Genomic DNA, 20622 nt, shown 5'->3' on the forward strand with positions numbered 1-20622 from the left:
ACAATGATTAAAAAAATAGCACTTTTTCTTGTGCTGATTATGAGCTTTAGCATCCTTGGCGGGTGTGGAAAAAAGGATACCGCTCCAGCAGAAAACAAAAACACTGAATTAAAAACAGATTACCGCTTTGAACAATGTGGTTTGGCATATAGTCTGCCAATGCAATGGTTAGAACAGGAAAATGTGAACTTAATTCCTGTAAGCTTTGTAGACACCGCTGGGGAGATTTACGCTAAGGTTGAATATGACTATGCTCCAAGTGAAAATCTTGATGAGTTAAATAATATTGACTCTCAAATCCCTGTGGAAGAATTAATGATTCCTATTTTTACCCTCTTAGTTGTAAGAGATGAGAATGTTGATTCCGACACTGTCCAAGACGAAATAGACCTATATGAAAATTGTGAAGAATTACCTCTGCAAGATGGTTTCCGTTTCTACTATCTAACAGATTACATCGGTGCTGTCCCCAAATTTACCAAAAACGCCGAGAAAATTTTTGATGCCCTAAAAGCAGATTTACCCCTTCTCAGAGACTCAATTGAAACGTTTGTGCCCGATGAAACCGTTGTAAAATCTCAAACGGAAGAAGATAAAAAATATTTAAACTTTATGTCTACCACACTAGATGGTGACTCAATTACAAGTACAATGTTTTATGATTATGATTTAACTGTTGTGAACTTTTGGGCTTCCTACTGTTATCCAGACATAAATGAACTAGATACCCTGCAATCTTTTTATGAGCAGCTAAAGCAAAAATACCCAAACGTTAACTTTGTACAAGTTATTATTGATACCCCCGGTGAGGAAGCCGAACAAATTGTTAAAAAAGCCCAAAAAGAAGCAGGTGTAACCTTTACAACAATTGTTCCGGATCAAAATATGGCATCTTGGGTTATCGAACATTTACAGGGATTGCCTACAACAATTTTTGTTGATAACACAGGGAAGCCTCTGTCTAAAAAACTTGAGGGAGTCCAAGATTTGGGTAATTATATCACCACAACCGAATCAATGTTAAACGAAGTAAAACCTAAAAAATGATTTTAAAAAGAACGTATCTCTCGGATACGTTCTTTTTTCAATTCTTTTTTATAAAATTTGGCATAAAATATTACCGGAGGTGGCGGAATGATAATCCATGTTGTTGATCTTGGTGAAACAATTTTTTCTATTGCAGCAAAATATAACGTACCAGCAAAACAAATTATGCAAAACAACGCTATCACCAATCCTAATCTTTTAACCAAAGGGCAGGCATTGTTGATTTTAGAACCTGAAGTAACATATATTGTGCAACCGGGTGATAGTATTTTTACCATAGCCCAGCAATTTGGAATTTCCCAAAATGTTTTGTTGCAAAATAACCCTCAAGTAACATCGCAAGAATATATTTATTCTGGTCAAAGTTTAATTATTGCTTTTAAGCAAAACCCCATAGGGCAATATTTGGTTAACGGTTATGCCTATCCACATATAAACACAGACTTATTAAACCAAACGGTTCCCTATTTATCCTTACTCTCCGTCTTTTCCTATGGTTTTAAAGAAGACGGCCAACTAATCCCATTAGATGATAGACAATTGCTTGAATCAGCTGCAAAGTATGGGGCTGCTCCAATTTTAGTGTTAACCCCCTTTGATGAAAGCGGAAAATTTAGCAACGAATTGGTCTCTAAAATGCTAAATAATCCCTCCTCAAAGGAGGCCCTCATTCAAAACCTATTAACCGTAATGAACGAAAAAGGTTATTATGGTATTGATGTTGATTTCGAATATGTTTTCCCTGAGGATAAAGATGCTTTTATTGCATTTATTTCTGATTTAAAAGCAGTAATGAGTGCCGCCGGATATAAGGTTTTTGTTGCACTAGCACCAAAAACCTCCGCTGGACAACAAGGATTGCTCTACGAGTCTCACGACTATAAAAGAATTGGCGAGATAGCAGACTTTATATTGCTTATGACCTACGAGTGGGGATATGCATATGGACCCCCAATGGCTGTAGCCCCCCTAAACAGCGTTCGGGCCGTTTTAGACTATGCCATTACCGAAATCCCGCCCGAAAAAATTATTATGGGAGTTCCTAATTATGGATACGACTGGACGTTGCCTTTCTTAAGGGGCGATGACAAGGCACTCTCCATAGGAAACCAAGCAGCTGCGCAAATGGCTATGGACTTACGCGCAGAAATTCTTTTTGACGAACCCAGTCAAAGCCCCTACTTCTACTATACTGATGATACTGGCAGAGCCCATGTTGTTTGGTTTGAGGATGCAAGAAGCATAGAAGCCAAATTGAAAACAGCCTCTGAATATGGGTTCGCAGGCGTGGGATATTGGAATATCATGCGGCCATTCATTCAAAATTGGCTGTTACTATCTAACCTTTATGATATTAAAAAGTTTGGCAGCTGACAAGGCGGAGAGGAACAGACCATTCAAAGGTGCATAATAACAGTAAATAGAAATTAACTGCAGCCTTGTGGGAATACACCCTCTGGTCTTACTCAATGACCTGCAAAACGGAGAAACGGCATAGCCAAAGCTACGCCGTTTCTCCGTTTTTACTTCCGTCATATAAGTGCCTACCAAAAGGGCTATGATTCTTTTGTTCATTTTTCTTCTTCTGTTTTAGAAGGCTGATTTAAATAAACCCGTAACTTAGAAATACGATTCTTATCCATCTCTTCCACGATAAATTTTAATCCATCCAACTCCAATTCTTCCCCGCCCTCTGGGAAACTCCCTAAAATCATCAAAACATAACCTGCAATGGTATCCACTTCATCAGATTCCAACTGGCTACCTACTAAATTATTAAATTCTTCTAGACGTGTACTACCATCAACTACAAACTCATCTTCTTTAATGATTTCTATTTCATCCTGCTCATCATCATATTCATCAGCAATTTCGCCCATAATCTCTTCCACAATATCTTCCATGGTTGCTAAACCCGATGTTCCGCCATATTCATCCAAAACAATTGCAACCGCTAATCGGTTTGCTCTCATTTCGGCAAAAAGTTCAGCCACAGGTTTGCTTTCGTAAGTAAAATAAGGCTCCCTCATATACTTTTCCGCTGAGAACTCACTTTCGTCAACGAAAAACACGTCTTTTACATAAAGAATCCCTACAATATCATCAATATCCTCTTGATAAACAGGCAGACGAGAAAATCCTTCCTCTTTCACTAAAGTAACAAACTCTTCGTACGAAACATCACAAGATACTGTTAACATATCTGTTCTGGGTGTCATTACATCTCTTGCCTTGGCATCCCCAAAGTTAAAGATATTATTAATCATAAATCTTTCTTCCGACTCTAAAACGCCCTCCTCGTGGCTAACATTCACAATGGTTTTCAATTCAGCCTCTGTGATAGTAGGGGTTTTCTGGTTGGGATTATATCCAAAAAATCGAATCAACGCACCTGTTACCACATTTAAAATTGCAACCACAGGACGTAAAATAAACACTACTGCCGCAATAATATTAACAACAATCAATGCAACCCTTTCCGCTTGTTGGGCTGCGATGGTTTTTGGCGTAATTTCACCAAAAATTAATATTACAACCGTTATAAATGCCGTTGCAACACTGGCTCCACTGCCTGCATCTCCATGAAACAACTGAATTGCCAAAGCTGTTGTCAATGCAGATGCACCGTTGTTTACCAAGTTGTTGCCTACTAGGATAGAGCTGAGCAATCGATTTGGATCATCCAAAAGTCTGCTAATTTTATCTGCGTTCTTTATTTTTTCCTCCACCATATTCCGAAGCCTTATCTTGCTAAGTGAAGTCAAAGCTGTCTCTGAGGCAGAAAAAAATGCGGAACAACATACTAAAAATAATAAAAGCCCTATCAGGTACGGACTGGCACCGTCCACTAAAATCACTCTCCATTTCTAAAAAACCCATCCTTATTTACAATATAACAAGATACCATAAAAGCTTCTTCCCGTCTAGAGAAAAATCAAATTTATCCCCGATCTATGCGGTTTCTTTCAATTTCTTCCGCCAATTCCATTAATTCCATCCAGCGTTCCATTCTGCATTCTAATTGGCCTTCCAATATTTCCTTCTCTTGGGATAATTCCTGAAGTTTAGTGTAGTCAGCCATGCAAGATTCCATGCTTTTTTCTATATTTTCAATTTTTCCTTCTAATTTTGAAATTTCATCACCAATGGTGTCATATTCCCGCTGATCCTTATAGCTCATTTTCGTGATGGGAGCTGGTCCTTTACCCTTAACTGGTTCGGTTTTTTTAACTTTTATGTCGTCCAACACCGGTGCTTCTTTTTCTCTAGCCAACTTGTAATCAGAATAACCACCTTCATATTGTTTTATCTTCCCATTTCCCAAAAATGCAAAAATACGATTAACTGTTTTGTCTAAGAAATATCGATCATGGGATACCGCCACAACTGCCCCCTGAAATCCTTCTAGATAATCTTCTAAAATCATTAGGGTTTCCAAATCCAAATCATTGGTAGGTTCATCTAAAAACAAAATATTTGGTGAGCTCATCAAAACCTTAGCAAGATAAAGTCTACGTTTCTCTCCACCTGAAAGCATGGAGATAGGTCCCCTTTGCATATCCATGGGAAATAAGAACTTCTCCAGCATCTGGGATGCACTAATTCTACCGTCGCCAGTTTGAATGTATTCAGCAACGTCACGGATATAGTCGATTACCTTTACACTCTCGTCGATCTCATCGTTTTCCTGGGCAAACACACCTATCTTGACCGTTTCGCCCCAATGCACCAAACCACCATCGGGTTGTAGCTTTCCTGTCATAATTTTGAGTAGTGTTGTTTTTCCACATCCGTTTTTCCCCGTAATACCGATGCGATCATCACGAAGGAGAATGTAGCTAAAATCTTTGATATACTCCTTATCATCATAGACCTTAGATATATTTTCTAATTCAATAGTCTTTTTCCCAAGGCGGCTACCCACAGAGGATAACTCCACATTCTGTTTTTCTTCAGGTGCCTTAACAGAGGATATTTCATCAAAACGTTGGAGCCTAGCCTTTTGTTTCGTTGTTCTTGCCTGTGCCCCACGGCGCACCCACTCAAGCTCTGTGCGTAAAAAATTTTGTCGTTTTCTTTCACCTGCGGCTTCCAGTTCCTCACGTTCAGCTTTCATCTCCAAAAACTTTGTGTAGTTGGCTTGATAGGAATATATCTTTCCTTGTTCCAACTCTAAAGTTCTGTTGGCAACACGGTCCAAGAAGTATCTATCATGGGTAACCATTAATAACGCTTTTGAGTACTTTTCAAGATGCTTTTCCAGCCACTCAACAGTACCATGGTCAATATGGTTTGTAGGTTCATCTAAAATCAAAAGTTCCACTGGAGCAATTAGTGCTGCTGCCAAAGCAACCCTTTTTTTCTGCCCGCCCGATAAGTTATCAACCTTTTGGCCAAAATCAGTAATTCCAAGGCGAGTTAAAATATTTTTGGCCTCGCTCTCCAAGGACCATGCCTCCGCCTTATCCATTTCCTCTGTGAGCTTTGCCGACAAGGCAACCAACGATTTATCTTCAGGGTTCTCCGCCAGTTTAGCCATAGTCTCCTCATAATCACGGACTAATGCAAGCTTTGGATTATCCCCAGCAAAAATCTGCTGTAACACGGTTGTTCCCACTGAAAACTCTGGATTTTGAGAAAGATACGCAATTCTCATCCCATTCATGGTAATGATTTCGCCACCATCAGCATGGCCAACCCCAGCTACAATCTTTAACAGGGTTGTTTTGCCTGTACCATTAACCCCAATAACGCCGATTTTATCTCCCTCGTGGATACTAAATGAAATATCATCAAATATAACTCTTGTTCCATAACTTTTTTGTATATGTTCTGCCGTTAATAAAACCATATATCTTCCTCCAATATGTAACACTGCCCCTGCCATAAAAATGGCAGAGGCCAATAAATCTTCTTAATTTTCTTATTTGTCTTCCCCTTCATGGTCTTGGGACGAACCATCCCCACCAACAGATGCATGGGCAAGCTTAGTTTGCCTACCTTTCCAAACCAGGAACCCTGCCGCTACAACAATCAGCACTGCAGATAAGATTTGAGAAACAGCAAAGCCACCTAACATCAACTGGTCTGTACGCAAACCTTCAATCCACACACGGCCCAATCCATAACCAAGGAAGTACAACCCCGCAATTTGCCCATGGAATTTCTTCCGACGACTCATATAAATTAATAAGATAAATACACCTAAGCTCCACAAAGATTCATACAAAAATGTGGGATGTACCTGAATATATTCAACCCCATTAACCACCTGAAGTTGACTCAAAGTTTGGTCGGAAATATCCCCCAGGCGAACTTGGGAAAGCTGATAGCGCATTGCAAATAGGTTATCGGTAAAACCGCCAAAAGCTTCTCTGTTAAAAAAGTTTCCCCAACGTCCTAACATTTGCCCTAAAATCAAGCTTGGTGCAGCAGTATCTGCCAATTGCCAAAAATTCAACTTCTTTATTTTACAATAAACCAATGCTGTTAAAACGCCACCAATAACGCCGCCATAAATAGCAAGCCCACCTTCTCTAAGGGCAAATATTTTTGAGATATCTTGGCTGTAATACTCCCAGGAAAATAAGACATAATATAATCGTGCCCCAATAATGGAAAAAATCAAAGCATACAGTGTAAAATCCAAGTAGATTTCTGGATCTTGCCCCGTTCTCTTAGCCTCTTTCATTGCCAATAAAATTCCCAGAAACACACCGGTGCCAATAAAAATACCGTACCAATAAACATCATTTCCGAAAACTGTAAAAGCAACTCTGCTTAAGTGATCAATTTCTATTCCCAAATTTGGAAACCAAATTTCTGGCATAAGCCAACCTACCTTTCTAACTTTACAATTAAACCTAGTTTTTTATTTCTAATAAGACTATTTTATTAGTATTCTAACCAATTTTCATTTTTATTATTTTATTCATTCGTTAATATCCCTTTTTGACGGCAGGGAATGACAATTTTCTTCCGCCGTACAAGAAAAAAGTTTTAATATTCTAACGCAAATTGGCCTGTTTAGAAAAAATCATACCACATCAAGCCATGTAACTCAATGCATTCTTAGGGAAAAACTTTTGAACATCTTCTTCAGTATTGCTTCATAAAAGAAATTTTATAGGCTATCAACTTTTTTCCGCAATCAAAAAGTGACCAAATCCCTTATGAAAACAGCAAAGAAAAACCCCTCAAAATTTTGAAGGGGTTTCTTGGGAAGGGGTTCTGTCAAAGTTAAAAGAATAAGAAAACACTCTTTTTGTATCGCATGAAATACAAAGAGCTATTCTTTTAAATCATAACTAATTTGATGATTTATAACTGGATTGTCTAAAAAAGCATCATATGCCATAAACTTAGACACTTTATAGCCTTTTTTCACCCAGTCCAATTAAATTGTTTTATATTGTAATTCCAGCTTCATTTAATTCAGCAAGTACAAACTCTCTACTTTCCTGAATTTCATCCATAATGTAGTTTATATCTTCTTCTGAGGCCATAGCCATGTCGTAGTTTTTCACACAATTATGAATATATGATTTCTTTGCCTTAGATAAGTCGTATTCTCTAGCCTTAATCATACCAGGATCTTCGGGGAATACCAAAGTTTTACCTGGCACTTCCGTATCGGGATCACCAAAAAGAACTTCCACACCATTTTGTTTTGCAAAAGTTAGCTGAGGCATAGTATGTTTACCCGCACCTGTATATTCTGTTTCCTGCACAATAATAATTTCATCCTCATTCATCTCCTGTGCTAGCACAAATGCTGCCGTCAGAGATGTATTTCCTGCAGGGCCTCTTTCGTAGCCTTCCAAAATGGCCAATGCCTGTGTCATATAAAATACTTCCCCTTGCTTTACAATGACATAGCGATCCATATAACGTAGTGTTCTGGCTGCATTTCTAGGGCAATCAGAACGGTCAGGCCATGTTACAAAAGGAATTGCGAAACCAGTGTGACCTGTGGTACAAGACTTCTTGTTAAAATCTCCGTTTGAAGCCATATGTAAGCCCTTTAAGTCAATGCTGGCACCAACCACCTGTGTTTTGGTTGCCCCTGCTTTAATTAACCCCCTGGCTGTACCAGTTAAATTGCCACCACCTGCATTGGTACAAACAACCACATCTGGATCTTTACCATAACGTTGCCTACATTGCTCTGCCAATTCATAACCCAGTGTTTCCACTCCCGCTATGCCAAATGGAGTATATAAAGAAGCATTAAAGTATCCTGTTTCTTCCAAAAGACCAAGGAATGTTGTAAACAGTTCAGGCCCAACAGTAAGCTGAACCACTTCTGCTCCATATGCCTCACAAATACGCTGTTTTTCCAAAATTTCAGGCTGGCCCATTTTATCATTATCATAGCACTCCTGTACAACAATGCACTTTAAGCCATTCATGGCCGCTTGGGCTGCAACAGCAGCTCCGTAATTTCCGCTTGTTGCTGCAATTACACCTTTATAACCTAATTTTTTTGCCTGTTGAACTGCAATTGCCGCTCTTCTTGCTTTAAAGCTGCCTGAAGCATTACATGCCTCATCTTTTACAAGAATCTTGGCACCCTTGCCTGCTGGTGCGTATTTTCTTGCCAAAGCCGTTAGATTACGCATTTCCAATAAAGGGGTATTTCCTACTGCGTTATCCAACTGCATCTTGCGCATTTCTTCAATGGAATATCCAACTTCATCCATCATTTTCTCATAATCAAAACCTATGCCCTCAAACTCAAAGTCTTCATAACTAATCTGCATTGCTGCTTTCATAATTTCATTTTTTCTAGCATTTAAAGCCTCATAAGACATATCCTTTGCCATCAGTTTTCACCTCCAAACAAAATTTCTTTTAACTGATGTTCTATTCTCAAAAGTTCTGGTTGGAATTCGCCATAGTCGTGAATATATCTTGAATTCACCTCTACCAATCTACCTTTTACAATTCTTCCCGTCGTAGTTTTTACTTCAAGTTCTTCATTCTCTTCTGCATCCCCCAGTGCTTCACCTTTTACCCACATTTTTAAGTCACACTGCTGCGTATCCTCAGGAACTTGTGGAGCTCTGTGCCCTGCTGGTAAAATAATATTCTCAATTTGTACCCAATCGCCTTTTTTTGCTTTTATCATTTCTACACTCCCCTTTATAAGCTCTGTGCTGCCTCATACTCTGCCTTCATATCCTCAGGCAATTTATCCATATAGTCTTTACGGCCAATACCAAAAATCATTGTGCCAACCATAACTACAAGCATTACATAGCAATAGAATACACAAGGCATTACTTGCAATGCTGTCAAAGGTGCAGCTCCATCAGCGGCAAATCCCAGTGTATAGATCATTGCTGGTGTCCAAGGTAAGCAATATACCAATGTGTTAGATTGGGCATCCATTAAGTTTGCAGTGCGGTATGGGCTGATTCCATGCTTTCGAGATAATGGCTTTGCAAAGGATGCACCAACTGCCAAAATAGCAGGGGCATTTAAACCCATCAATCCAGAAAGAACAATTACCATTAAGGAAATGGTTAATTCGGCACTAAAGGGTGTTTTTGCAATTTTACCTAGTGAATCCAACAACATCACATCACCCCGACCACGGCGCATAATATTAATGGAACCAAAGAGCAATAATGCCAAAATACAAACCTGCAACATACTGTTAATGCCGGTGTAAATAACGCCGCCCACTGTACGGTCTAATCCCTCACCATAAACAGAAATAATTGCTGGAACTTCTGGGTTTGCCACATCAATTTGAATAAAGTCAAATAATCCGAATCCACAACCAACTACGATGCCAACCACAGTACCAACGGTTGTTGCTATGATAATATCCCCTGTTTTAATAGCAATAAAAATAGTTGCAACAACTGGGATAAACATAGATAACGTTTTGGCATTATATGCATATTCAATGGCAGAGCCTTCCGTTGAGCCGGTAATCATGCCATAAATAATAATACATGCAATTGTTAAAACACCTGCTGTTAGGGCATATTTTAGACGAGAGCGAACAACCCCCGGTACGTCTACCCCCTGAGATGTGGCTGAGCAAATTGTAGTGTCAGAAACAGGTGCTAAGTTGTCACCAAAAGCTGCACCAGAAATGATTGCACCAGCCAATAAAGCGGGGTTTCCGCCTAAAGCAACACCTGCTGGATACAAAACGCCCATACCTGCTGCAATTGTACCAAATCCAGTTCCTGAGGCAGTTGCAAGTATTGCAGAAGCAATAAAGGTAATTACTGCAAAGGTAATACTGCCTACACCCAAGCTTGCTGCCACACCAGCTACGCCATCAGCCAAACCTGACATACGCAAAACTCTGGAGAATACCCCGGCAAAGATCCAGCAAACAACAGGGATAATTGCTTCCTTGCTTGCCATACCCTCGATAACTACATTGGCATACTGTGTCTTATCCTTCGCCAGAAAAAAGGGCACAAGGATAGCTGCAAAAGCAGGAATCCATAGAGCACCGTCGGAAATAGACCCCCAAATAAAGGTTGTCAGTACAATGAGGGACAAAAACACAATAAATGGTAAAAATGATACCCAGGTCCCTCCATAAAACTCTAATTTCTTTTCGTTTGAATCCATATTCTCTCCTCCTTAAATAATTTGTTGAAATAAGATTACCCTATATTAATAAAGCAAAACTCGTGCCAACCATTTAAAAAAAGGAAACCTTGATTTTACAAGGTTTCCTTTTCTCAACTATGAAAAAAGCTAGGAAAAAAATAACCATATGGAAATTTTTTTCCTAGCAAAATTATGCATACTTCTTATTTTGTTTCAATCTCATACTCTTGAATTTTATTGAATAACTGCCGTCTACTCATCTTCATTTTTTCCGCAGCTTTAGATATATTGTTATCACAACATTCTAATATGGAGCAAATGTACTTTCTTTCAAAATTTTGTTTTGCTTCTTTATATGATAAAAACGAAGTTCTCGCATTCACTTCCTTAGGTCCTCTCACATCCAAAGTCTCTGATACTCTAAGGATACCATCCCTAGAAAGAAGGACCATGCGCTCTATCATATTCTTCATTTCACGAATATTTCCATAATAGGGATATTCCAACAAAAACTTTTCAGTTTCCTTATCCATACATTTTATATGCTTTCCTGTATCATGCATATACTTTCCTATGAAAAAGTCTATAAAACTTGGAATGTCCTCTCTTCTTTCCCTTAGAGGAGGCACTTTAACCTCTATGGTGTTAATACGATACAAAAAGTCCTCCCGAAAAAGTCCTTCTTTAACCCTTTGGTGTAGGTTTCTATTGGTTGCACTCACAAGGCGGAAATCTACATCTATCAATCGGTTTGAACCAATCCTTTCAATCTGCTTTGCCTCCAAAACCCTCAATAACGTTACCTGAGTTGCTAAACTCATCTCACCAATTTCATCAAGAAAAATTGTACCACCATTGCCTGCTTCAATCTTTCCCACTCTTTTTGTTACCGCCCCAGTAAACGCACCTTTCTCATGGCCAAACAGCTCAGATTCAATCAATTTGTCAGGATAATTTTGACAATTTAAAGGAATGAACAGCTTATTAGAACGCTTGCTTCTCAAATGAATTTCTCTGGCAACAATCTCTTTGCCAACACCGGTCTCTCCCGTAATTAATACATTCACATTAGAATCTGCAACACGATTTATCATCTCCCAAACTTCTTGCATTTTAGGATTTTTACTGGTTAGATGGAATTTCTTATTTCTTTGTTTTGTGTTTTGGAATTGTTCCGCTTTTAGTTCAATCAAGCTTTTTGCCTTTTTAATATCTAATAAAAGATCCTCCGGCTTGGAGCCTTTCATTAAATAGCTAAAAGCTCCCATTTTTATTGTTTGCACCGCAGTCTCAATGCTTCCATATCCCGTTACCATAATAACTTCGATGTTTTCTTTGTAAGAGTCTTTAATTTTATTTAGAAATTCAATGCCACTCATTCCAGGCATCATAATATCCGTAATAACCAGGGGGTAGTATTCCACTTCCAAAAAATTTAAAGCTTGTGCAACACTTTGTGCTGTTTTTACTTGATAACCAACGCTATTCAGTAGCATTTGCATACTCTCTCTTGCATCTGCCTCATCATCCACCACCAAAATTTTAAATAAATCAGACATCTTAATACTCCTCTCCCAGTGGAAGTTTGATAGTAAAACAAGTACCCTCACCTAGTTTGCTATCAACCTTAATGCTTCCCGACAGTTTCTCCACCTCAGAATACACTACAAATAGCCCCAATCCAGTACCCTTTCCCAACTCTTTTGTTGTAAAAAATGGATTAAATAGATTTTCCATATTCTCTTCAGCAATGCCGCAACCAGTATCTATACATTGGATTAGCACGCCATCTTCTATTTTCTCACCTAATAGTATTATCTTATCCAACCGTTCCATGGCATCTATGGCATTTGAAACTAAGTTAACTAAAATATGCTTTAGAGCCTCCTCGTTGCAGCGGAACCAAAGCTCACTATCACAAACTATCTCTACCTCAATCTCTTTTTTGCTTAGCAAGTTTTCATGCAGAGAAATGATATCACCAAAATTTTTTGATAAGTTGATTGTTTCAATTTGATTCCCTGACACACGCCAGAAATTCATAACATTATCAATGATACCTCCTGCCTTTTGCACATTTTCATCAATATATTTTAACGATTTTTTTCCCGTTTCATCCATATTCTGATTTTCTCTAAGCATATATGTATGCATACGAATAATAGAGAGGGGATTTCTAATCTGATGTGCCATGCCGGCAGCCAACTGCCCAACGGCTAGCATCTTTGACGACTGGAGTAATTGTTTTTTATTCACTTCATCTAAAGTTATATCTCTCAGCGTAATCAAAGTACCCCGTTCAAACTCTGAAAGCCGATATATTTTTACCTCATAAATTCGTTTGCCTGTTTTAACAAGCATTTTTTCATCTTGCAAACCCTTCTCATCAGAAATGATATTTCTATATCCTAATGAAAACTTATTTAAGATGGTATCACAACAATGCCCAAAACAAAGACTTGGGTCTAAACCGGTGTATTCCAAAATGCCTCTGTTGGCATTTACAACCTTGCCGAATTGGTCAACCATGAGAATGTATTCGGGGATACTATCAAAAATTAACTGCAATTCATTTTTGCTTGCCTCAAGTTCTCTGGTGCGAATACGAACTTGTCTTTTCAAGGAATGGTTATTTGCAGCAATGGTACCCACCAGTATTAACAATGCACCACCACTAATAATCCCTAATCGGATATATTTCTTTGCTCCGTTTGCATCCTTTAAGGGGGTTGAAATACCAAACCACTTTTGTTGGATCTTTTCTAGCTGGCCCTTTTTATTTACCTCTTTGATGGCTTGATTTACAATTGGCAATAAATCTGCATTTTTTCTAGGCAAGCCTAATACAACAGGCTCCTCATAAAGAGCAGTGTTGATCATCCTAATTTGTGCACTCTTTTTCCCAATATAGTAAGAAACGATGGGCTCATCCCCTATCACCGCATCTACCTGCCCCAGTAAGAGCAAATCCATCCCCGCTCCAACATTATCGACAAAAAACAAATCTGCCTGCGGAAAGTTTTTTTCGATATAGTAATTTGCATAATCCCCTTTTTCCGTGGCAATTTTCATTTCATTGATATCATTAAAGGAAAATTTTGACTCCTCCTTCACAGCTAAAACTGTTCTTAAATTATAAATTGGATCCGTAAATACATAGTCTTTTGCCCGTTCCTCATTGACAAACATATCGCAAAAATCCGTTTCTCCCTCTTTTAGCCTCCATAACGCCTCTTCCCATTCATATGGTTCCGTCTTTATCTCTACTCCCATTTCTAGGGAGAGTAAGGAAATATAATCTACAACCACACCCTTATATACACCGTCTTCATCAAGAAATCTTAATGGTGGTGCACAAATATTTGCCCCATAAATCAAAAAATCCTGTTTTCTTAAATGTTTTTCTAAAATTATCTGCTTATCCCTTTCAAATGCCTTTTTCTTGGTATCCAAGCATATAAAGAAAATGGCTACCACAATCATACTAATAACGCCCAAATTCATTAAAATCTTCTTCTTTTTTTCAAGGAATACCTTTGCTTCCTCTAAACTTTTTGATTTATCCAACTCTATTCCCCCTAAAGTTTTACAAAGAACTCCTATATGCTTCATTGTAATTATCATGTAACTTTATGTCAATAAATGAATTTTTTCATTACTTTATTTGATATTTTTTACTTATTGAAATCTCAACGCACATTATTAATCAAGCAATTTTTACAATAATGAAATAAAAAAACACAGAAATTTATCATTTCTGTGTTTTTTAAGCTACCTGATCACTGAAAGGACCATTTTTTCTGCATTCAAACCTTTACGAAGAAGGCCTTCAACTTCTCTTTTTTTCATAGACTTAATCAAACGAAATGCCTCTCCCGCAGAGGTATCTTCCATGGCCCACTCGATTTGACCAAGAACCATACCCGAAACAGACTGGCTTCGTCGAATGAATCGTCCAATTTGTTTTTTCCGGATACGCCGGAAATCCTCCTCTTTGATACCTTCTTTTTGCAAAACTTCAACGTAATGCTTCAGCAGTTCGCTTACCTCCATTCCTCTTTCTCCAATACCCGAAAATGCACAAAAAGCATAACCCTGTCCACTAAAGTAAGCATTTCCTAGTGGTTCATCCAAATATTTTTTGGAATAGGCCTCTTGATAAAATGCACTGCTCTCTCCTGCCAAAATATCCATAACAATACTCATTATCAGCCTTTGTCGCAGTGGATACTCCTCCACAGGTGCCATTTTAAAACCAATTTGGAAGATGGGTCGAGTAATACCCAACTTCCGCTCTACATAGTTTTCACTTACGCTATCAGGTTCCCTGTCAAAAAGTGGCTGAACTCCAGCTTTTCTTTTCTTAACCATTCCTGCCGCTTCAATTAGTTTTCTTACCGGTATATCTCCAGCACATACTAAGCTAAAGCGATCAGGCGTGTACATACAGTCATACGCTTGTTGCAACACGTTATGATCAATTTTTTGAATAGACTTTGCATCTCCGGCAATGGGAATCCTGATGGGATGATTTTTGTACATAGCTTGCAGAAGCTGATAATATACTAACCAATCTGGATCATCATCGTACATAGTGATTTCACTATTAATGATATTTTTCTCTTGTTCTGTTTCATCCTCTAGAAAACAAGGATTTTGTACAAAACTTAAAAGCAGTCGTAAATTTTCAAAAAAGTTTTCTTGGCAGCTAAAATAGTAAACGGTTTTCTCTGAATCTGTAAAGGCATTAGCCGATGCCCCTTGCTTACTAAAAGCGGCAAAAGCGTCCCCCCACTTTTGTCGAAACAATCTATGTTCAATAAAATGTGCTGTTCCTTCTGGGATTCGTGTTGGCTTCTTTCCAGATGCACTTTCCCACGCCAAAAAATTTGATCCTGCTTTTACCACAATCGCTGCCATTTTTTCTCCATAGTTTAGCATGGGCATAAAGTAACAATCCATTCCCGAAGGCATTCTTCTCCATATCACACCATTTTTATCTGACTCATTTAGCTTCATTTTTCGCCACCTCCTGACCGCTTAACAAGTATATGGTTCTAAGCTTAGATCTATTTGCCATGCGGCATACTTCCTCCGCCGTTACATTTTCAATGCGATGCATAAATGGGTCTAGACCTCGTTCACCTTCCATCAAAACCTGCTCCACAGAAAAATCCACCATACTCCAGGGTTGATCAGCAATGGTGTTACACTGCCTTAATAGGGCTGTTTTTGCCTGTTGCAATTTTTTGGGCTCCACCGCATTCTCTCCCAATTCCTCCAAAGCTTTTAAAATACCCACCGCAGATTTTTTTGCATCCTGAACCTTAATTCCAGTTTGAACAAACAATAGCCCTGTAAGGGGGTAGGTATAAGATTTTATATCATAACAAAGGCCATCCCGTTCTCTCAAATTCTGAAACAGTAAGGAATCAGGATCACCACCGAAAAGCTGATTCAAAACCAGCATCGTTGCATAACTTCGCTTACCCCATTCCGCCTTGGTATCAAAAGCCAATACCAACCTTGCCTGCTCCATATTAGCTTGCTCTTTCACAAAAACCGGCTCATGTTTTGGCAAGATTTCAGCATCCCTCATATTTGATAAAGGCTCTCCACCGTCGAATATTTTCCGAAATAGAGTTAACTTTCTTTTTTCCCTTTCGTCACCACAAAAGAATACTTTTACCGTTCCACTTTCAATAATTTGGCGATAATGGTTATATAATTCCTTACCATCTATTTGATCTAAGTCTTCAGCATAGCCATCAGCAGAAATCTCTAGTGGGGTGTCTTTTCCTACTTCCTCCAGACAGCGCCTTCTTGCATATTCCCTTTTATCATCTTTCAATGCGGCCAGCCTTCTTGCTAATATTTCCTTACGCCGCGTTACAACTTCTTGTGGGAACGCCTCATTCTCTATTAAGGGCTCCGATGAGATTGCCTTTAAAAATCCCATAGCATCCTCAACATCTACCGCCTTTGCCGCTTCCAAGGAAAAAAGCAATAATTGCCTATCCCCTTTTTTCACAATCGAAATATCCCACAACGCACCGTACATTTCCTCCGCAGCAACGGCCAAGGTTCGTGCATCTGGATAAGGCTTGCATCCTTCCCTAAGCACCTCTGCCAAAAGAGCAGTCTTTGTAGCAGTTTCACGTCTTAATGGTAAATCAAAAAGAAGAACAAATAAATTTGTTTTAAACTTTTTTCCATCAAGCCAATAGATTCTACATCTTGGTATATTTCTTTCCAAGGAATACATTTCTTCACCTCATTTTTTCAATTTGGTTTATTTTGTCCCAAAGAAGTAAAAATAAGCGGACTTACGCTACAATTTTTTCAGCCTATATTTTTTAGCTTATTCTTCATTTTTTATATTACCCACTAATAAAATTCCCTCTATTTGAACAAAATACCGTTTAAGAACATCCATAGACATTCTTAAACGGTATCTTGTGAATTTTTTTTATTTACTTTTTTTTGATAGTATTGAAATTTATTTTTATACATCATTTGGTCAGCCTCATGCATCAAACGATGCACTCCCTCCCTTGTTACGATTACGTCTTTCACTGTTCTGCTTCCACAGGAAATAGAAACTGGTCCATGCTCAAAATTTTTCCATCTTTCCGTGGCTTTTAGCAAACGTTGCTGACACTCCTCGTTGTCAATCTCCGTTTCTGTCATTAAAACCACAAATTCGTCCCCGCCCAGACGATACCATGCATCGTCCTCCTCTGGAAAAGCAGTTTTAATACTTCTTGCCGCTTCACACAATAGCCTATCTCCTGCACCATGCCCACTTTTGTCATTCACAGGCTTTAAACCATTTACATCCATTAATATTACCGTCAAAAACTTACATACGGCTTTATTTTCCTCTAATCTTTCTATCCGTTCCTCAAGGGCTGCCCTGTTTGGCAAATGGGTTAGAACATCCCTTAATGCCAATTCCTTATAGATGCGATTTTCCACTTCAACCTCAACATAACATAACATTCTCTTTGCACAAATCCATAATATAACTATAATAAAAGTCAAAATGCCATATCTAAAATACTTAGCATTATCCAGGGGAACATCATAGAAAAACCGAAACACATCAAGAATAAAAAATCCCATAAATATCACCGTTGCAATCAAAAACCCCGTTGCATAATAAGTATCTCTTTTCTTATGCTCCTGAAATGTTAAACCAATTAAGGCCATAAGGGAAAGAATGGAGATTATATAAGTAATGGGCATCATTTGGATATACTGAAATAACCCTAGAAAGCACACTATATTCTGGAGGATAAAGTTTACTGCCGCAATAACTGCCAGTTTATTTAGGGAGCCCTTATGTGCTTCCAACACATTCCCATAAAAGATTGGAATTACCAATGGTAATAGCATAAATGCATTAAAAGCAAGAAAACCTAAGATAATGTCATTTTGAACTAATAAATGAATGATAGGCGAATTAGCAATGGACCAAATACCGCTTAAAGCCATTAAAACTGAAGATTGGGCCATTATATTACAGTTATCTCCCTTACCAATATGCTCTCTGATGTACATTGCAAAAAATAAAAAAGCAAAAAAGAACATGATGCCGGAAAAAACCAACGAAGATGCATCATATCGTAAAAGCTCTAAAAGAATTCCTGTTTCTGTTCCTATATAAAAATTAGGTAGATATAAGCTTGTATTCTTTAGAGGTGAGTGAAACATAACTTCTATAATTTTGCCACTATCTTCTTTGGTAAAGCCAACAATACAAAAGGTATTGTTGTTCATCTGCCTAGTACTATTGGGTAATACGCCGCAATAGGAATAACGCTCCTGTCCCCCAATTTTGACTGTGACATCCTGAAAGCGATTGGTAAACACTAAAATAGAATCACTGTTAAGACCATCTGGGAGTTGGCGAAAAAGAGTCACCTGTTTCGTATCGTGAAAAAAAACTTGGGGTAATTTCCCCAACTGTTGCACATCTTTACGCCCTTTGATTGCCCAATTTTCATTTATTTCAATTAACTTTTCCTGTTGTACTTTTGTTACCCCAAAATGAAAAAAATCAACCGCATCAATACAAACCAGACCTAGTACAGCTATGACAACCACATAAAGTATAAGAAACAATTTTTTTCTTTTCATAGGTACATTCTCCTTATTCTTATACTTCAATTATATATGTTTAATCCAAGAAATTCATAAAAATTATGGCTTTTCTGTAAAAAATATTCCGTATTTTATCGACAAAAAACACCCCAGTAGAGTTTACTCCACATGGGGTGTTTTTTTTGATTTCTTTTAATCTTTTACTTCCAAAACTCGAATTCTAAATCATAGATACGGACAGTATCACCCTGTTCGATTCCTTTTTCTTCCAAGGCTTCTATAATACCCTTTTCCTTTAAATACTTCTGGAAGAATGCAAAACCCTTTTCCGTTTCAATATTGGTATAACCAATCATCTTTTCTACACCAACGCCACTTACTACAAAGTAACCGTCTTCTTCCTCTTCAACAGTGAACGGTTCTCTATCCACAGCAACTTCATCAAATTCTTCATATTCTTCCTCAAAAATAATATTTTCAGGATAGTCTTTTAAAATCATTGCAACTGCAGCTAGCAACTCATCCAAGCCTTTATTTGTAGCTGCAGAAATGGGGAATACCTGGTACCCTTCCTTTTCATAAGCTTGTTTTAGCCTGGCAACATTCTCAGCTGCTTCCGGAATATCTGTTTTATTTGCTGCAATCACCTGAGGGCGTTTTAACAACTCTGCATTATATTCTTCTAGCTCTTTGTTGATTTTACGGACGCATTCAACGGGGTCATCGCCCTCAACACCTGCTGCATCTACAACATGAATAAATACCTTTGTTCTTTCAACATGACGTAAGAATTCATGACCCAAACCGACACCTTCACTGGCACCTTCAACCAAACCTGGGATATCTGCCAACACAAAGCTATCGCCAAATCTTCCCTGCACTACCCCTAAATTAGGAGAAAGGGTTGTAAAGTGATAATTGGCAATTTTGGGATTTGCATTGGTTACCATGGAAAGCAGTGTAGATTTGCCTACATTGGGGAACCCAATTAAGCCAACATCTGCAATCAGTTTTAGTTCCAAAATAACATCATATTCTTTTGCTATGCGTCCTCTTTCAGCATATCTTGGGGCTTGTCTGGTGGGGGTTGCGAAATGCTGGTTGCCTTTTCCACCCTTTCCTCCAAAAATGAGAACTTTTTCCTCACCTGCTTTGCTGATGTCCGCCATAACTTTTCCGCTTTCTGACTCGCGGATGACAGTGCCCACCGGCACCCTAATTACCACATCTTCTCCATCTTTACCAAAGCAGTTTCTCTTACCGCCATCTTCACCGTTTTGCGCTTTGAAAAGCCTCTTATATCGAAAATCCATAAGAGTATTCATACCTTCATCACCGACAAAAATTACGCTTCCACCTTTTCCACCGTCACCACCATCAGGACCGCCATGGGTAATGTACTTGGCTCTATAGAAAGAAACCATACCATTTCCACCATTGCCACCTTTTACGTGAATTTTAACTCTATCTACAAACATTACTTTCACCTCTTTTATCTTACATCTTAGGTTCTACCTTTTTCGTCAAAAGCAAAAAACTTTTGCTTTTCACGAAAAAGGCTTCAAATGGTATCATTTGAAGCCTTCGCAATTCTTATTCAGCAATTTCGATAGGGTAAACAGAAACCTGTTTTTTGTCTCTACCTTTCCTTTCATATTTCACACGACCGTCAACCAAAGCAAACAAAGTGTCATTGCCACCTTTGCCTACATTTACGCCAGGGTGAATCTTTGTTCCCCTCTGTGTGTATAAGATATTGCCAGCCAATACAAACTGACCATCTGCACGTTTTGCGCCAAGTCTCTTTGCATTAGAGTCACGACCATTCTTTGTGGAACCGCCGCCCTTATGATGCGCGAAGAACTGAAGGTTTAATCTGAACAT

Annotated in this window: 16 protein-coding genes; 2 read left to right on the plus strand and 14 right to left on the minus strand. The window is 38.5% G+C overall.

What is annotated here, in order from left to right; genetic code table 11:
• Positions 1 to 3 precede the first annotated feature (3 nt).
• Both ABVZ64_RS08585 and ABVZ64_RS08590 read left to right on the plus strand, forming a co-directional pair.
• Positions 4 to 1047, plus strand: a complete 1044-nt coding sequence (locus ABVZ64_RS08585; protein ID WP_352400600.1) for a TlpA family protein disulfide reductase — start codon at positions 4 to 6, stop codon at positions 1045 to 1047.
• Between the two features lie 87 nt (positions 1048 to 1134).
• Positions 1135 to 2421: a glycosyl hydrolase family 18 protein gene (locus ABVZ64_RS08590; protein WP_352400601.1), complete on the plus strand. Its 1287-nt coding sequence runs from the start codon at positions 1135 to 1137 to the stop codon at positions 2419 to 2421.
• Here the strand turns inward: ABVZ64_RS08590 and ABVZ64_RS08595 are convergent.
• The 14 genes from ABVZ64_RS08595 to rpmA all read right to left on the minus strand — a co-directional run bounded on the left by ABVZ64_RS08595 (position 2383) and on the right by rpmA (position 20622).
• Positions 2383 to 2622, minus strand: coding sequence for a hypothetical protein (locus tag ABVZ64_RS08595; RefSeq protein ID WP_352400602.1), 240 nt, complete (start codon positions 2620 to 2622; stop codon positions 2383 to 2385). The two genes, ABVZ64_RS08590 and ABVZ64_RS08595, sit on opposite strands and share 39 nt — an antisense overlap.
• Positions 2619 to 3905: an HlyC/CorC family transporter gene (locus tag ABVZ64_RS08600; protein WP_352400603.1), complete on the minus strand. Its 1287-nt coding sequence runs from the start codon at positions 3903 to 3905 to the stop codon at positions 2619 to 2621. Before ABVZ64_RS08600 ends, ABVZ64_RS08595 begins: the two co-directional genes overlap by 4 nt.
• An 83-nt stretch (positions 3906 to 3988) precedes the next feature.
• A complete protein-coding gene (locus tag ABVZ64_RS08605; RefSeq protein WP_352400604.1) occupies positions 3989 to 5899 on the minus strand; it encodes an ABC-F family ATP-binding cassette domain-containing protein in 1911 nt (636 codons plus the stop codon).
• 72 nt (positions 5900 to 5971) lie between these two features.
• Entirely contained in the window at positions 5972 to 6877 is a 906-nt protein-coding gene (gene lgt, locus ABVZ64_RS08610; protein ID WP_352400605.1) for a prolipoprotein diacylglyceryl transferase, read from the minus strand.
• A gap of 577 nt (positions 6878 to 7454) precedes the next feature.
• Positions 7455 to 8873, minus strand: coding sequence for a 2-amino-4-oxopentanoate thiolase subunit OrtB (gene ortB / locus ABVZ64_RS08615; protein WP_352400606.1), 1419 nt, complete (start codon positions 8871 to 8873; stop codon positions 7455 to 7457).
• Positions 8873 to 9178 carry a 2-amino-4-oxopentanoate thiolase subunit OrtA gene (gene ortA / locus ABVZ64_RS08620; protein WP_352400607.1) on the minus strand — a complete coding sequence of 102 codons (306 nt, stop codon included), beginning with the start codon at positions 9176 to 9178 and terminating at the stop codon, positions 8873 to 8875. Before ortA ends, ortB begins: the two co-directional genes overlap by 1 nt.
• Positions 9179 to 9192: 14 nt before the next feature.
• On the minus strand, positions 9193 to 10650 hold the full coding sequence (locus tag ABVZ64_RS08625) for a Na+/H+ antiporter NhaC family protein (RefSeq protein ID WP_352400608.1): 1458 nt from the start codon (positions 10648 to 10650) through the stop codon (positions 9193 to 9195).
• A gap of 185 nt (positions 10651 to 10835) precedes the next feature.
• The gene (locus ABVZ64_RS08630) at positions 10836 to 12191 is read right to left on the minus strand and encodes a sigma-54-dependent transcriptional regulator (RefSeq protein ID WP_352400609.1); all 1356 of its coding nucleotides are present in this window, start codon (positions 12189 to 12191) and stop codon (positions 10836 to 10838) included.
• A 1-nt stretch (position 12192) separates the two neighbouring features.
• The gene (locus tag ABVZ64_RS08635) at positions 12193 to 14199 is read right to left on the minus strand and encodes a transporter substrate-binding domain-containing protein (protein ID WP_352400610.1); all 2007 of its coding nucleotides are present in this window, start codon (positions 14197 to 14199) and stop codon (positions 12193 to 12195) included.
• 204 nt (positions 14200 to 14403) lie between these two features.
• Positions 14404 to 15651: an EF-P 5-aminopentanol modification-associated protein YfmH gene (gene yfmH, locus ABVZ64_RS08640; RefSeq protein WP_352400611.1), complete on the minus strand. Its 1248-nt coding sequence runs from the start codon at positions 15649 to 15651 to the stop codon at positions 14404 to 14406.
• Positions 15638 to 16897, minus strand: coding sequence for an EF-P 5-aminopentanol modification-associated protein YfmF (yfmF, locus tag ABVZ64_RS08645; protein WP_352400612.1), 1260 nt, complete (start codon positions 16895 to 16897; stop codon positions 15638 to 15640). The genes yfmH and yfmF overlap by 14 nt, the downstream gene beginning before the upstream one ends.
• 179 nt (positions 16898 to 17076) lie before the next feature.
• Entirely contained in the window at positions 17077 to 18774 is a 1698-nt protein-coding gene (locus tag ABVZ64_RS08650) for a sensor domain-containing diguanylate cyclase (RefSeq protein ID WP_352400613.1), read from the minus strand.
• Between the two features lie 164 nt (positions 18775 to 18938).
• The gene (obgE, locus tag ABVZ64_RS08655; RefSeq protein WP_352400614.1) at positions 18939 to 20216 is read right to left on the minus strand and encodes a GTPase ObgE; all 1278 of its coding nucleotides are present in this window, start codon (positions 20214 to 20216) and stop codon (positions 18939 to 18941) included.
• Between the two features lie 115 nt (positions 20217 to 20331).
• Positions 20332 to 20622, minus strand: a complete 291-nt coding sequence (gene rpmA, locus ABVZ64_RS08660; RefSeq protein WP_307884108.1) for a 50S ribosomal protein L27 — start codon at positions 20620 to 20622, stop codon at positions 20332 to 20334.

Source organism: Anaerotignum sp. (genome assembly GCF_040307045.1).
Taxonomy (GTDB): Bacteria; Bacillota; Clostridia; order Lachnospirales; family Anaerotignaceae; genus Chakrabartyella.